Source organism: Escherichia sp. E.sYA108, assembly GCF_011754335.1.
GTDB lineage: Bacteria > Pseudomonadota > Gammaproteobacteria > Enterobacterales > Enterobacteriaceae > Escherichia > Escherichia coli.
The window spans coordinates 3,396,428-3,410,516 of the sequence record NZ_JAAQVZ010000001.1; the positions used below are offsets into that span (position 1 = coordinate 3,396,428).

11 protein-coding genes are annotated in these 14,089 nt (G+C 50.5%); 3 read left to right on the forward strand and 8 right to left on the reverse strand.

The features are described from left to right. Positions 1-38: 38 nt before the first annotated feature. The 7 genes from HBM92_RS16355 to iaaA all read right to left on the reverse strand — a co-directional run bounded on the left by HBM92_RS16355 (position 39) and on the right by iaaA (position 10,133). A complete protein-coding gene (locus tag HBM92_RS16355) occupies positions 39-1,367 on the reverse strand; it encodes a GGDEF domain-containing protein (protein ID WP_000086884.1) in 1,329 nt (442 codons plus the stop codon). Positions 1,368-1,374: 7 nt separating this feature from the next. Next, entirely contained in the window at positions 1,375-3,723 is a 2,349-nt protein-coding gene (locus HBM92_RS16360) for an EAL domain-containing protein (protein WP_000950336.1), read from the reverse strand. A 176-nt stretch (positions 3,724-3,899) separates the two neighbouring features. Continuing rightward, positions 3,900-4,811 carry a glutathione ABC transporter permease GsiD gene (gene gsiD / locus HBM92_RS16365; RefSeq protein ID WP_001236019.1) on the reverse strand — a complete coding sequence of 304 codons (912 nt, stop codon included), beginning with the start codon at positions 4,809-4,811 and terminating at the stop codon, positions 3,900-3,902. 2 nt (positions 4,812-4,813) lie between these two features. Further along, a complete protein-coding gene (gene gsiC / locus HBM92_RS16370) occupies positions 4,814-5,734 on the reverse strand; it encodes a glutathione ABC transporter permease GsiC (protein WP_000936043.1) in 921 nt (306 codons plus the stop codon). 17 nt (positions 5,735-5,751) lie between these two features. Beyond that, positions 5,752-7,290, reverse strand: a complete 1,539-nt coding sequence (gsiB, locus tag HBM92_RS16375; protein ID WP_000090180.1) for a glutathione ABC transporter substrate-binding protein GsiB — start codon at positions 7,288-7,290, stop codon at positions 5,752-5,754. A gap of 19 nt (positions 7,291-7,309) precedes the next feature. Continuing rightward, complete coding sequence (gene gsiA, locus HBM92_RS16380; RefSeq protein ID WP_001304780.1) at positions 7,310-9,181, reverse strand: glutathione ABC transporter ATP-binding protein GsiA; 1,872 nt, start codon at positions 9,179-9,181, stop codon at positions 7,310-7,312. Beyond that, positions 9,168-10,133 carry a beta-aspartyl-peptidase gene (gene iaaA, locus HBM92_RS16385; RefSeq protein ID WP_000513800.1) on the reverse strand — a complete coding sequence of 322 codons (966 nt, stop codon included), beginning with the start codon at positions 10,131-10,133 and terminating at the stop codon, positions 9,168-9,170. The genes gsiA and iaaA overlap by 14 nt, the downstream gene beginning before the upstream one ends. Before the next feature lie 203 nt (positions 10,134-10,336). Here iaaA and moeA point away from each other — a divergent pair, with 203 nt between their 5' ends. Next, positions 10,337-11,572 carry a molybdopterin molybdotransferase MoeA gene (moeA, locus tag HBM92_RS16390; protein WP_000397351.1) on the forward strand — a complete coding sequence of 412 codons (1,236 nt, stop codon included), beginning with the start codon at positions 10,337-10,339 and terminating at the stop codon, positions 11,570-11,572. Then, a complete protein-coding gene (gene moeB / locus HBM92_RS16395; RefSeq protein WP_000829253.1) occupies positions 11,572-12,321 on the forward strand; it encodes a molybdopterin-synthase adenylyltransferase MoeB in 750 nt (249 codons plus the stop codon). Before moeA ends, moeB begins: the two co-directional genes overlap by 1 nt. A gap of 75 nt (positions 12,322-12,396) precedes the next feature. On the opposite strand, the gene fsa is transcribed toward moeB, so the two are convergent. Then, entirely contained in the window at positions 12,397-13,059 is a 663-nt protein-coding gene (fsa, locus tag HBM92_RS16400) for a fructose-6-phosphate aldolase (protein WP_001298570.1), read from the reverse strand. A 130-nt stretch (positions 13,060-13,189) separates the two neighbouring features. On the opposite strand from fsa, the gene HBM92_RS16405 reads away from it, so the two are divergent. Beyond that, entirely contained in the window at positions 13,190-14,089 is a 900-nt protein-coding gene (locus HBM92_RS16405; protein ID WP_001298571.1) for a glycyl-radical enzyme activating protein, read from the forward strand.

Sequence of the window (14,089 nt, forward strand, 5' to 3'; positions counted from 1 at the left end):
GGCCGGGCAAAATCATTTGTCCGGCCTGCGAATAATGATTACTGCCAGCTAATCTGCGCCCTGCCGTTTTTCTTACTCTTATACAGCCGCTCATCCGCCAGCATTTTCAAACGTTCAACGGTAGTACATTCATTTGAATGCGCTACACCGATACTGGTGCTTAAATTAATGCTTCCCACCTGGAAATGAACGATTTCTTTTAGAATCGATAGCAACTCTTCCAGCGTGCCGCCAGTATAAATCACCGCAAATTCGTCACCTCCGAAGCGGTAGACTTTACCTTTATCTACCGGGATCTGTGATTTAAGGATTTTCACCACTTTCATCAACACTTCATCGCCCAGCAAATGACCGAAGGTGTCGTTAATGTTTTTGAATTTATCGACGTCAAACAGGCACAAATAACCGCCTTTTTCCGGCAGCGCTTTTAAATCTTCGTCAAAGGATTTTCTGCCCATCGCTTTGGTCAGATCGTCCAGGAATGCCGAGTTATACATACTGTAGAGTTTTTTGACATCGGCAGCCGAAAAGAAAAGCCCGCCATCCAGTACGCGTTCAAAATGGTTATTAATAATGGCTTCTTTCTCCACAATACCACGATTAATCACTCTGCGTACCAGATAGAGGCAACTGGCACCCGATATCACTGCCACCAATGCGGCAAAGAAAATAATCAATGTACATACCTGAAAATAAACGTCTTTTTTATAAGCAAATACGTACAACCCGGTCGGCAAATAGGAGAAGTGCTCCATTGCTTCCGAAACGGTGAAGATGGCGTTTTTAGCGTTATATTCATCACCGGTCACCGATTTACCGTTCTTGAACAGGGAGAACATCAGGTTCTCGCTATCCATCGCCAGCGATTTTGACAGTAAAGAAAAACGTTCCAGACCAAGCAAAAATATCAGACTACGATTGTGAGTTACCGGATAGAGGTAATAGACGAAAGTTTTACCATCAAAAGAGATAAACCCTGTATTTTTGACATGTCGATACTTAACAACCTGCATAATATCTGCACAATAATTTTTCTCGAACTCCTTTACCTGAATACATTCATCACTGGAAATCAGATAAGGACCGACATCGTACAAATAAGAGGGTGAAACCGAGTCGGCGTAAGCTGTGCGTAAGCCAACCAACAGCTGTTCCTCCGTAGGATTTAGCGTGTTGATGAGATCAATTGCCACACTACGCCGATATTCAGCAATATTTGCCACCGCAAAAGCAGTATCAATAACGGACTGTTTCAGGCCATACACCCGTTCCTTTACCATTTGAGTGTAGATCCCGCAGGCAACTGCTGAAATCATGATAAAAATCAGCAGACTGACTGTAAGTACGAATTTATTGATTCTGGACATACGTAAACTACTCTTTTACTAATTTTCCACTTTTATCCCAGGCGGAGAATGGCATGGGTTTCTGGTACAGATACCCCTGAGCCTGAACACATCCTAATTTGATTAATTCACGCGCAACGTCTTCGCTCTCTACGCCTTCCGCAATCACCGGGATCCGGTTATAGCGTGCCAGATCGAAAATAATGCGCACAATTTTTCCTGCAGTACCGAAAATATCGCCGGTAAATTGCGAATCCACCTTTATACTGTCTGGATTAATTTCATAAAAACGTTTCAGGTTTGACAAACCGGTGCCAAAGTCATCAATCGATACCCGTACCCCTTGTTTACGCAGTTGTTCAATATTGAGATAGAAATGTTCATTAATTCGCTCGATCACGGTTTCGGTGATCTCAACACAAAGGCTGTTCGCCTTCAGGCCATTTTCTTTCATGATGGTAGTAAAACGCTCATGAAAGTGTGGTTCGTTTAACTGCCAGGGCGAAACATTAATATGCAGTAAGAAATCATCCTTCAGCGACGCACGCTGACTAAAATGTCTGAATTCACCCATCGCGGTTTTAATAATTTGATAGCCCAGCTCATTGATAAACCCGATATCTTCAGCAATGGTAATGAACTTCAGCGGTGAAATAATCCCCCGCTCCGCAGACACCCAACGGCACAACGCCTCCGCGCCCAAAATGGTGCGGGTGTTAATATCAACAATCGGTTGATAGACCAGGAATAGTTCGCCAATTTCCATTGCATGGCGAATATTACGCGCAATCCAGATATTCTCTTCTATTTCGTTGAGTTTCGCATCATCACAGAAAATAAACTCTGAGAACATATGGTTGCGGATACTGGAAATCGCCAGTTTCAGCTTTTCTGCGTAACTCCTGGCGTTTTCCCCCTGCAAAGGTTCACAAATAGCAGACTTATGGATGCGCAGATTGCGGTAGCCAAAACTGCTGTCAAAATCGTTTACCGTCGCTATCTTACGGGTAAACGTCTGTACATTTTCCCGGCACAGGAGTAAATAGAGATCGGCATTAAATGTCACGATATCGCAGCATTGCGCATATTTCTCGGCAATTCGCTGACACAATTTCCTGACGATTTTATTGCGTTCATCAACACCAAACACCGCTTCCACAGCTTCCAGACCACACAGTTTGATGATCCCCACAGCCAGATACTGATTATTGTTGGACTCAATAATCGCCATATTTTTAATAAAACCGCTTTCCTGATCGTAAGAGATCAGCGAGAGCAATTTATTTGCCCGTTCAATTTCAGCATCTTTCATTTCCGCGATCGAATTTTTGATGCTGATAATCTCTTTCGCATCGCCTTCACGAATCTTCAGAGCCTCGATTTGATCCGTAGAGTCGGGCAAAAACGCCAGCGTATTGACCAAATCTGTCATTTCAGAAAATTGCCGACGGAACACTCGAGTGGTCATTAAATAAACCACCAGCAATACGATAATAATGAAAGCAAACGGCAGATAAAAAAGTTTATCTGATGCGTTCAATAAATTACCACCAGGATAATAAAAATAGATTTCGAATAATGCGTTGTTTGGCACCGCTGATGTTTTTTCAATATATTCCGTATCGACAGAATCAATAATATTATAATTACCTTCGCTATTATAAATAATCAATTTTTCACGAGCGAGTTGATTCTTAGCAATGATCTCATGACCTTGCTTTAAAAATAGAACTTCATCATTAGCGCTGATGTGATCAAGATACTCGTTCAGATATCGCCAGTTTAAATCGACATGAATTTTATCTACCGCTAACAAATCATGATCTTTGCCGTTGATGTGTAGCGTAAAAGAGATACATTTTTTACCCGGACGATCAAAGCAATTGTATGCGGGGTTCCAGCTGTTGTTAGAGTCATCTGAAGCCATCGACCACGGTCGTTTCGATGGGTTAAAATCGGCAAAAATAACCCGCCCTGACTCGTCGACAAGCGGTCCATTTACTTGTTCCTGATGATAAACAACGATTTTATTATTCGCCCTCCGCGAAAAGAGATAATATTTATTATCATCAAGTACCAGTCCCACCGAGTCTAAAAATGGCATCATTTCCATTTTCAGAATTACGGCGCGTTGAATCTCCTCTGTATTTTTTAATAAATACAGTGAGTCCTTTAATGTCAGGGCCGAACGTTCAATATCTTTAAAGAAATAGCCAACGTTTTTCTGAATAAGTTCAAAGCGGCTATCGGCACGTTTTACCGCGCGTTCCGATACCAGTTGATAGTTAATGATGAAAAAAAGACCAATAAATGACAGTGCTGCCAATAAAAATAAAATTATCAGCCTTATCTTTATCTTTTCGTATAAACTCAGCATGTTAATACATTTAACAAAATAACTATCTGAACGCTGTGCCGCTGCAAAATAGTCCCTTGCTGCGGCTTTTTAACCAAATTACCCGATTCTACAAAATCAGCAGAAAGTTACAACACTTGCTTAGGGCAATAATTTCCTGTGAGGTGATTACCCTTTCAAGCAATATTCAAACGTAACTATCCTTTAATTTTCGGATCCAGCGCATCGCGTAAACCATCGCCCAACAAATTGAACGCCAGTACGGTCAGAAAAATAGCCAGGGCCGGAAAAACAGCGACATGCGGCGCGATAACCATATCCGCTCGTGCCTCATTGAGCATTGCCCCCCACTCTGGTGTCGGCGGCTGCGCACCGAGGCCGAGAAATGACAGGCTGGCGGCAGAGATAATCGAGGTGCCAATGCGCATGGTGAAAAACACCACGATAGAAGAGACGGTCCCAGGCAAGATATGACGCAACAAAATGGTCATATCGCTGGCACCAATACTGCGTGCTGACTCGATAAAGGTTTGCTGTTTCAACACCAGCGTGTTGCCGCGCACCAGCCGGGCAAACGCGGGGATGGAAAAAATGGCGACTGCGATAATCACGTTAGCAATGCCGCTTCCCAACACCGCAACAACAGCGATCGCCAGTAAAATACCCGGGAAGGCAAACAACACATCGCAAATGCGCATGATCAGCCGATCCCACCAGCCTTCATAATATCCAGCCAGCAAGCCCAGCAACGTCCCGATCGCCGCACCGATAAACACGGCAAACACGCCCGCCGCCAGCGATATTTGCGCACCAACCAGGACACGGCTGAAAATGTCGCGCCCCAGTGAATCGACACCAAACCAGTGCTGCAAAGAAGGTCCGTTATTCAGATTGTCATAATCAAAATAATTTTCGGCGTCATAGGGAGCGATCCAGCGTGCAAAAATGGCCACCACAATCAATAAAATAACGAACAATGCGGCGGTCATCGCCATATGCTGACGGCGAAATCGTCGCCAGAATTCATGCCACGGTGTACGTACCTGGTCAGGTTTGACCAGTGGCATGGCGTTTAACGCCGCCTGACGTCGCCAGTTAAATAGTCGCATCCTTACTTGTACCTGATAGCCGGGTTAATGGCGGCGTAAAGCACATCCACCACTAAGTTGATAAGAATAAATTCCAGCGAGAAAAGCAGAATTTCCGCCTGAATCACTGGGTAATCGCGCATTTCTACGGAGTCAACGAGTAAGCGTCCAAGTCCGGGCCAGTTGAAAACTTTCTCCACCACGATGGAACCACCGAGCAAGAAGCCAAACTGTAAGCCCATCATGGTCACTACCGGGATCATCGCGTTGCGTAGCCCGTGTTTGAGGACAACCCAGGTTTCGCTCACCCCTTTCGCCCTCGCGGTACGCATATAATCTTCGCTTAAAACGTCGACAAACGACGCGCGGGTAAAGCGCGCCATCACGGCGGCCACTGCCGCGCCGAGCGTCAGGGAGGGTAAAATGTAGTGCTGCCAACTGTCTGCTCCCACGGTAGGCAGCCAGCCCAGTTCAACAGAGAATACCTGAATTAAAAGCATCCCCAGAGCAAATGCCGGAAACGAAATCCCCGACACCGCAATAGTCATACTCAATCGATCCGGCCAACGGTTACGCCAGACGGCGGCGATAATTCCCGCCGCCATACCAAATATCACCGCCCAGACCATACTGGTTATGGTCAGCCACAGCGTTGGCATAAAGCGGCTGGCAATCTCATCGGCAACCGGACGACGCGACACCATCGACAGGCCAAAATCCCCCTGCACAGCATTGCTGATATAGTGCCAGAACTGGTGATATAGCGGCTGATCCAACCCCAGCTGCTGACGCACCAGTTCTATAACCTGCGCATCAGCTTCGGGCCCGGCAATTAATCGCGCCGGATCGCCGGGCAGCATGTGGACAAATAAAAACACCAGCACCGAGACGATAAACAGCGTCGGAATCAACCCCAGTAAGCGTTTGATAACGTAATTAAGCATTCCACTCCCTGCGTTGCTTATTGCAAATCCGCGTCTTCAAAGCTGAAGCCGGTGTCTGGCATGATCCAAAAACCGGTCAGGTTTTTACTGTGTGCCGACACCAGTTTTTCTACCACCAGCGGGATCCACGGCGACTCTTGCCAGATGATATCCTGCGCCGCCTTATACAAGCGGGTCTTTTCCGCCGGATCATTAGTTTTCAGTGCCTGAGCCAGGAAGTCATCCACCTGTTTATTGCTGTAAAACGCGGTATTAAACAGCGTTGGTGGCCAGTTCTGCGAGGCAAACAGCGGCGATAGAGCCCAGTCGGCTTCGCCGGTTGAAGCCGACCAGCCAGTGTAGAACATCCGCACGCCGCTCTCTTTTTGCCCTTTACCTTCAACTTCTGCCGCCCGCTGTCCGGCATCCATCGCAGTCACCTGGGCTTTAATCCCAACCTGCGCTAACTGCTGCTGGGTAAATTGCAGCACTTTCTGCGCGGTGCTGTGGTTATGTGACGACCACAGCGTGGTACTGAAACCGTTGGGATATCCCGCCTCTTTCAGTAATTCGCGCGCTTTCACTGGATCGTAAGGCCACGGTTTATAACTTTGCGCGTAGGCGATACTCGGCGGTACCACACCAGTAGCTGGCGTTGCATAGCCCGCGAAGGCCACTTTCACCAGCGCCGGGCGGTTAATGGCGTAATTCAGCGCCTCACGGACCTTCGGGTTATCGAACGGCTTTTGCGTCACGTTCATACTGATATAACGCTGCATAATTGACGGACTGGCCATCAACTCGATATTTTTGTTTTTCTCCAGCAGTGCGGCCTGCTCGTAGGGAATGGGGAAAGCAAACTGCGCTTCACCGGTTTGCAGCATTGCCGCGCGGGTGTTGTTATCCGCCACCGGACGCCAGGTTATGCTGTCCAGTTTGGGCAATCCTGGCTGCCAGTAACCCGCGAATTTTTTCACCTTCACAAAATCGGTCTGATTCCAGGTATCCAGTTCATACGGCCCGGTTCCCACCGGATGAAAACCAATCTCCTTGCCATATTTTTCCAGCGCTGCCGGTGAAATCATCGCGGTCGCCGGATGGGCAAGAATATTAATAAACGCTGAGAATGGCTGTTTGAGGGTAATCTTTACCGTTGTCGGATCGATCGCTTCCGTTTTGGCAATATTCTTATACAGGTTATAGCGTTTAAGATGATTCGCCGGATCGCTGGCCCGGTCCAGATTCGCTTTTACCGCCGCTGCGTTGAAGTCGGTTCCATCCTGGAATTTAATTCCTTCCCGCAGTTTCACGGTGTAAGTAAGGCCGTCATCGGAAACGGTATAACTCTCCGCCAGCACGTTTTTCAGTTTCATCTCTTTATCCAGACCGAACAGCCCCTGGTAAAACGATTTCGCTACGGCCTGAGATAACGTGTCATTTGCGTCATACGGATCGAGCGTGGTGAAGTTCGATCCCACCGCCACCACCACCTCTTTGGCAGCGAATGCACAAGATGCCATCAACGCTGTCGCAATGCCCAGCGCCACTAACCCACTCCGGTGTACAGCTCTTGCCATTTTATTCTCCGCCTGAATGTTATCTACGCATGAATGCGTATTCTGATTGTGGTTGTGCGACGTAATGCCCCGGCCCGACGCATTGCAACGAGACGGCTGCAACCTCTTCGCCACGCAGATGAATATTGCTGGGAAGATCGTCCGACAGCAGTACACGCTGCGGTCGTTGTCGGGACGGTTCAGCGACCGGAACTGCCGCCAGTAATTTACGCGTATAAGGATGCTGCGGATTTTCAAAGACCGCGCGCCGTGGACCAATTTCAACAATTTGCCCGAGATACATCACCGCCACACGATGACTAATCCGCTCAACCACGGCCATATCGTGGGAGATAAACAGATACGCAATGCCGAAATCACGCTGGAGATCGAGCAACAAGTTGATAATCTGCCCGCGAATAGAAACATCCAGCGCCGAGACGGCTTCGTCGGCAATGATCACTTTTGGATTCAATGCCAACGCGCGAGCAATGCAGATGCGCTGGCGCTGACCGCCGGAAAACTCATGTGGGTAACGCCAGGCATGTTCCGGTAACAGGCCCACGCGCTCCAACAACCACGCAACGCGTGCAGCCGCTTCTTTACCTGGCAATAAACCGTGTACGCGCAGCGGTTCGATAATCGAATCACCGATGGTCTGACGTGGGTCCAGCGAAGCGTAAGGGTCCTGAAAAATAAACTGAATATCGCGGCGCAATGCCTGAAGTTTACAGGGTGACAAGGTATCGATTCGCTGACCGTTAAAGATAATTTCGCCGCCCTGCGATTCGACCAGGCGCAGCAACGCCCGCCCGGTGGTGGATTTACCGCTGCCAGACTCGCCCACCAGCGATAGCGTTTCGCCAGGCCAGAGATCAAAACTGACTTTCTCAACGGCATGCACTTCCCGCGTTACGCGATTCAACAAACCGCTGCGCAAAGGGAAACGGGTGACCAGATTACGCACCCGTAAAACAGGTTCGCCATCCACCACCGTTTTCTGCTCGATGGGTGGCTCCTGTTTCGCTGGATGTTCAAGCGATATCAATGGGAAACGTCGGGGATAATCTAACCCTTTCATCGCACCAAGTTGCGGAACAGCAGCTAACAGCGCACGGGTATAAGGATGTTGCGGTGCATGAAAAATCTGTTCGACGCTACCCGTTTCCACCGCCTCGCCCTGATACATCACCAGTACCCGATCGGCAATCTCTGCCACCACGCCCATATCGTGAGTGATAAAGATAACGCCCATCGACATCTCTTTTTGCAATACTTTGATTAATTGCAGGATCTGCGCCTGAATAGTGACATCCAGCGCGGTGGTTGGCTCATCGGCAATCAGCACCGCCGGGCGGCATGACAGCGCCATCGCAATCATCACTCGCTGGCGCATCCCGCCAGAGAGTTGATGCGGATAACGTGAAAGAATGGTTTGTGCCTCCGGAATGCGTACCTGATCCAGCATCCGCTTCGCCTCGACCATCGCTTCTTCACGACTGGCGTTCTGATGCAGACGAATAGATTCGGCAATCTGTTCACCCACAGCAAATACCGGGTTCAGCGATGTCATCGGCTCCTGAAATATCATCGCCATATCCGCCCCGCGCACATGGCGCATTTGTGCAGCACTCTGCTCACTAAGTTCAATTACTTCGCGACTGCGCCGCTGCAACAGCATTTTATCGCACTGCACTAAACCGCCCGCCTGTTCCAACAGGCGCATCAATGCCAGCGCAGTCACTGACTTACCGGAGCCGGATTCGCCAACAATTGCCAGCGTCTCACCGCGTTGCAGGCTAAAAGAGAGATTGCGGACCGCAGCTATTTTCTGCTGCTCCTGCATAAAGGCAATATTCAGATTTTCAACCGCCAGCACATCACCGGCATCAAGTTCATCACTGTGTGGCAACGGTGTCCCCTTTTTCACGGTAGATACCGGTGGTTGGCGTATCGCCTGCGTAGCCCCAGGCGCGATACATTCCTTCGGTGTTAAACGGTAGCGCGACATTCCCTTCATGGTCGATAGCGATTAAGCCACCGCTACCGCCAAGCGCAGGGAGTTTTTCCATTACTACCCGCTCGCAGGCTTCCGCGAGACTTAATCCGCCGTAATCCATTAACGCGGCGATATCATATGCCGCCAGCGCGCGGATGAAGACTTCGCCCGTACCGGTACAGGAAACCGCCACACTGGCGTTATTGGCATAGCATCCGGCCCCCACTAAGGGACTATCGCCAACTCGTCCGGGTAATTTATTGGTCATTCCGCCCGTGGACGTGGCTGCCGCCAGATTGCCGTCTAAATCCAACGCCACGGCCCCTACGGTGCCCATTTTTTGTTTTTCATCCAGTGGCGCACCGCTATGGTCGAGGACTGTTGCCCCTTCCTCGCGCGCTGCCATTAGTTGTTCATAACGCAAAGGTGTGGAGAAAATCTCCGGCGAGACGCACTCCATGCCATGAGCAAACGCAAAATTTTCTGCCCCTTCGCCAATCATCATCACATGCGGGCTTTGCTCCATCACCAGTCGGGCGGCAAGAACCGGATTACGCAGATGACTAACGCCCGCCACCGCACCGGCTTTCAGGGTGTTACCATCCATCACACAGGCGTCCAGTTCATGGGTTTCATCACGCGTAAAGACAGCGCCAATTCCGGCGTTAAACAGTGGACACTCTTCCAGCAGACGCACCGCTTCCGTCACCACATCCAGCGCACTTTCGCCCGCTACCAGCATTTTCTGCCCGGTTTCAACAATGGCAGACAACGCCTCGATGTAGCGTAATTCCTGTTGCAGACTCATCTGCGCGCGGCTAATTGCACCTGCGCCACCATGAATTGCAATGACTGCTTTGCCCATAGTATTCGTCCATTAAGGGTGGCTCGCCACTTTTGCTATAAATATCAGAATTTTTATGAATGACTCATTCAATTTTTGAATATAGAAAGATGGATATGGCATGTAAAGGCAGGAGCCAGCGCTACGCCCGAGGTGGCATACAGTCTGTGGCGTTTTTCTGACATAATAGGCAAATTCGATTTTGCCTCCGCAGGAGTGTTTTCATGGAATTTACCACCGGATTGATGTCGCTCGACACCGCGCTTAATGAGATGCTTTCTCGCGTTACCCCACTGACCGCCCAGGAAACGCTGCCACTGGTTCAGTGTTTTGGCCGTATTCTGGCGAGCGATGTCGTTTCGCCACTGGATGTCCCGGGGTTTGATAACTCCGCTATGGACGGCTACGCGGTGCGTTTAGCCGATATTGCCTCCGGGCAACCGCTGCCCGTTGCCGGTAAATCCTTTGCCGGTCAGCCGTACCATGGTGAATGGCCTGCGGGTACCTGCATTCGTATTATGACCGGTGCGCCGGTGCCGGAAGGCTGCGAAGCGGTGGTGATGCAGGAGCAGACTGAACAAACGGACAATGGCGTGCGTTTTACTGCTGAAGCGCGTAGCGGGCAAAATATTCGCCGTCGCGGTGAAGATATCTCTGCAGGTGCGGTTGTTTTCCCGGCGGGGACTCGCCTGACTACCGCTGAACTGCCAGTGATTGCTTCGCTAGGGATTGCCGAAGTTCCGGTGATTCGTAAAGTGCGTGTAGCGCTTTTTTCTACCGGTGATGAACTCCAGTTGCCCGGTCAGCCGCTGGGCGACGGCCAAATCTACGATACCAACCGTCTCGCCGTACACCTGATGTTAGAACAGTTGGGATGCGAGGTAATCAACTTAGGGATTATCCGCGACGATCCCCATGCCCTGCGCGCCGCATTTATTGAAGCCGACAGCCAAGCGGATGTGGTGATCAGTTCCGGCGGTGTTTCAGTGGGTGAAGCGGATTACACCAAAACGATTCTTGAAGAGCTGGGGGAGATTGCCTTCTGGAAACTGGCGATTAAACCGGGTAAACCGTTCGCATTCGGTAAACTTTCTAATAGTTGGTTCTGCGGCCTGCCGGGCAACCCGGTTTCAGCGACGCTGACCTTCTATCAACTGGTACAGCCTTTGCTGGCAAAACTAAGCGGCAATACCGCCAGTGGCCTGCCCGCGCGCCAGCGTGTACGCACAGCGTCCCGCCTGAAAAAAACGCCAGGACGCCTTGATTTCCAGCGCGGCGTGCTGCAACGCAACGCCGATGGCGAACTGGAAGTGACGACCACCGGACATCAGGGTTCACATATATTTAGCTCCTTTAGCCTCGGCAACTGCTTTATCGTGCTGGAACGCGATCGCGGCAATGTGGAAGTGGGCGAATGGGTGGAAGTAGAACCGTTTAACGCGTTGTTCGGAGGCCTGTAATGGCGGAACTCAGCGATCAGGAGATGCTGCGCTACAACCGGCAAATCATTCTGCGCGGTTTTGATTTTGACGGTCAGGAGGCGCTGAAGGATTCTCGCGTGTTGGTGGTGGGGCTTGGTGGCCTCGGCTGCGCAGCTTCGCAGTATCTGGCAAGCGCCGGTGTCGGCAACCTGACGCTGCTCGACTTCGACACGGTTTCGCTCTCCAATCTGCAACGCCAGACGCTGCACAGTGATGCCACGGTCGGGCAACCAAAGGTGGAATCCGCCCGTGACGCCCTGACGCGGATCAACCCACATATCGCGATTACGCCAGTCAATGCGCTGCTTGATGACGCTGAACTTGCTGCGATGATTGCAAAACACGATCTGGTGCTCGACTGTACGGATAACGTTGCAGTACGTAATCAACTGAACGCAGGCTGTTTTGCCGCGAAGGTGCCGCTGGTTTCCGGCGCGGCAATTCGTATGGAAGGGCAAATCACGGTCTTCACTTATCAGGACGGCGAACCGTGCTATCACTGCCTTAGCCGTTTGTTTGGCGAGAACGCGTTAACCTGCGTAGAAGCAGGCGTGATGGCACCGTTGATCGGGGTGATTGGTTCGTTGCAGGCAATGGAAGCGATCAAACTGCTGGCAGGTTATGGCAAACCGGCCAGCGGAAAAATCGTGATGTACGATGCGATGACCTGTCAGTTTCGCGAAATGAAACTGATGCGTAATCCGGGGTGTGAGGTGTGCGGGCAGTAACTGCCACCTCCAGGCCGGATGAGACGCGGCACTCCGCCACGTCATCAGCAATTTATGAGGATGCAGAACGTCCGGTTAAATCGACGTTCTGCCAAACGCTCCCAGCCAGTCCTGTTCAAACTTCGCCACAGCGGCATCAACCGCCGGATAGCTAATCATCTGTTGTGCCACATCCAGCGGCAGAGTAATTGATTCACATCCTGCCAGTAAGCAGTCCAGCGCCTGACGCGGGGTTTTGAAACTCGCGGCTAACACTTTCGCCTGCGGCGCATGCATTTTCAATAACTGGTGTAAGTCGGTCACAGTCTGAATACCGCTACCGCCCTGAGCATCAATACGATTAACGTAAGGCGCAACATATTCCGCACCTGCCAGCGCCGACAGTAGCCCTTGTGCTGCGCCATATACCGCGGTTCCCAGCGTCGGAATCCCTTCCGCTTTTAACATCTTAATAGCTGCCAGCCCCTCAGCGGTCACCGGAACTTTCACCACGATATCCGCAATAATAGAACGCAATTTACGTGCGTCATTAACCATCCCTTCAGCAGTGGTAGCCATTACCTGGGCAAACAGACGCCCCTGACCGCCCATCGCCTCGTGAAGTTGCGGAAGCACAACCTCCAGCGGTTTTTTACCCGCTGCGATAATGCTTGGGTTAGTGGTCACACCCGCCAGCGGAAAAATACGTGACAGCGCCGTCACCGCAACAACGTCTGAAGTATCCAGATACAGTTCCATAACCATCCTCAAAATGTACTTTTTGTCTGAATGTAGACTATCACGGGAAAACTCTCTGAACAGTTGACGCACATCAATCTAACTTTCATTCGAAAGTATTTTAATGTTTGAACGAAACAGAGAGGCAACTATGATTTTCAATATTCAACGCTACTCGACCCATGATGGCCCCGGTATCCGCACGGTCGTATTTCTTAAAGGCTGTTCGCTGGGCTGCCGCTGGTGTCAGAACCCGGAAAGCCGCGCCCGCACGCAGGATCTGCTGTATGACCCACGACTCTGTCTGGAAGGCTGTAAGCTGTGCGCTAAGACCGCACCGGAAGTGATTGAGCGCGCGTTGAATGGTTTGCTTATTCATCGGGAAAAGTTAACCCCGGAGCATTTTACGGCGCTAACCGACTGCTGCCCGACACAGGCGTTAACCGTGTGTGGTGAAGTGAAAAGCGTTGAGGAGATCATGGCAACCGTTTTGCGCGATAAACCGTTTTACGATCGCAGCGGCGGCGGCTTAACGCTTTCTGGCGGTGAACCGTTTATGCAGCCGGAAATGGCGACGGCGCTGCTGCAAGCCAGCCACGAGGCCGGCATTCATACTGCGGTAGAAACCTGTCTGCATGTGCCGTGGAAATATATCGCCCCTTCTCTGCCCTATATCGATCTGTTTCTTGCCGATTTAAAACACGTTGCCGACGCGCCGTTTAAACAGTGGACCGACGGTAACGCCGCCAGGGTGCTGGATAACCTGAAAAAACTCGCCGCAGCCGGCAAAAAAATCATTATCCGCGTGCCACTGATTCAGGGCTTTAATGCCGACGAAACTTCTGTGAAAGCCATTACCGATTTTGCCGCCGACGAGCTGCACGTTAGCGAAATTCATTTTCTGCCCTACCACACACTGGGCATCAACAAATATCACTTACTTAATCTGCCCTATGACGCCCCGGAAAAACCGCTTGATGCGCCAGAACTGCTCGACTTTGCCCAGCAGTATGCCTGCCAGAAAGGGTTAACCGCGACCTTACGAGGATAA

Bases quoted from the DNA above. Each gene is read 5' to 3' on its own strand.
- moeA (WP_000397351.1), top strand. From the start codon at position 10,337: ATGGAATTTACCACCGGATTGATGTCGCTCGACACCGCGCTTAATGAG.
- iaaA (WP_000513800.1), bottom strand. From the start codon at position 10,133: ATGGGCAAAGCAGTCATTGCAATTCATGGTGGCGCAGGTGCAATTAGC.
- HBM92_RS16355 (WP_000086884.1), bottom strand. From the start codon at position 1,367: ATGTCCAGAATCAATAAATTCGTACTTACAGTCAGTCTGCTGATTTTT.
- HBM92_RS16360 (WP_000950336.1), bottom strand. From the start codon at position 3,723: ATGCTGAGTTTATACGAAAAGATAAAGATAAGGCTGATAATTTTATTT.
- moeB (WP_000829253.1), top strand. From the start codon at position 11,572: ATGGCGGAACTCAGCGATCAGGAGATGCTGCGCTACAACCGGCAAATC.
- gsiB (WP_000090180.1), bottom strand. From the start codon at position 7,290: ATGGCAAGAGCTGTACACCGGAGTGGGTTAGTGGCGCTGGGCATTGCG.
- gsiD (WP_001236019.1), bottom strand. From the start codon at position 4,811: ATGCGACTATTTAACTGGCGACGTCAGGCGGCGTTAAACGCCATGCCA.
- fsa (WP_001298570.1), bottom strand. From the start codon at position 13,059: ATGGAACTGTATCTGGATACTTCAGACGTTGTTGCGGTGACGGCGCTG.
- gsiC (WP_000936043.1), bottom strand. From the start codon at position 5,734: ATGCTTAATTACGTTATCAAACGCTTACTGGGGTTGATTCCGACGCTG.
- HBM92_RS16405 (WP_001298571.1), top strand. From the start codon at position 13,190: ATGATTTTCAATATTCAACGCTACTCGACCCATGATGGCCCCGGTATC.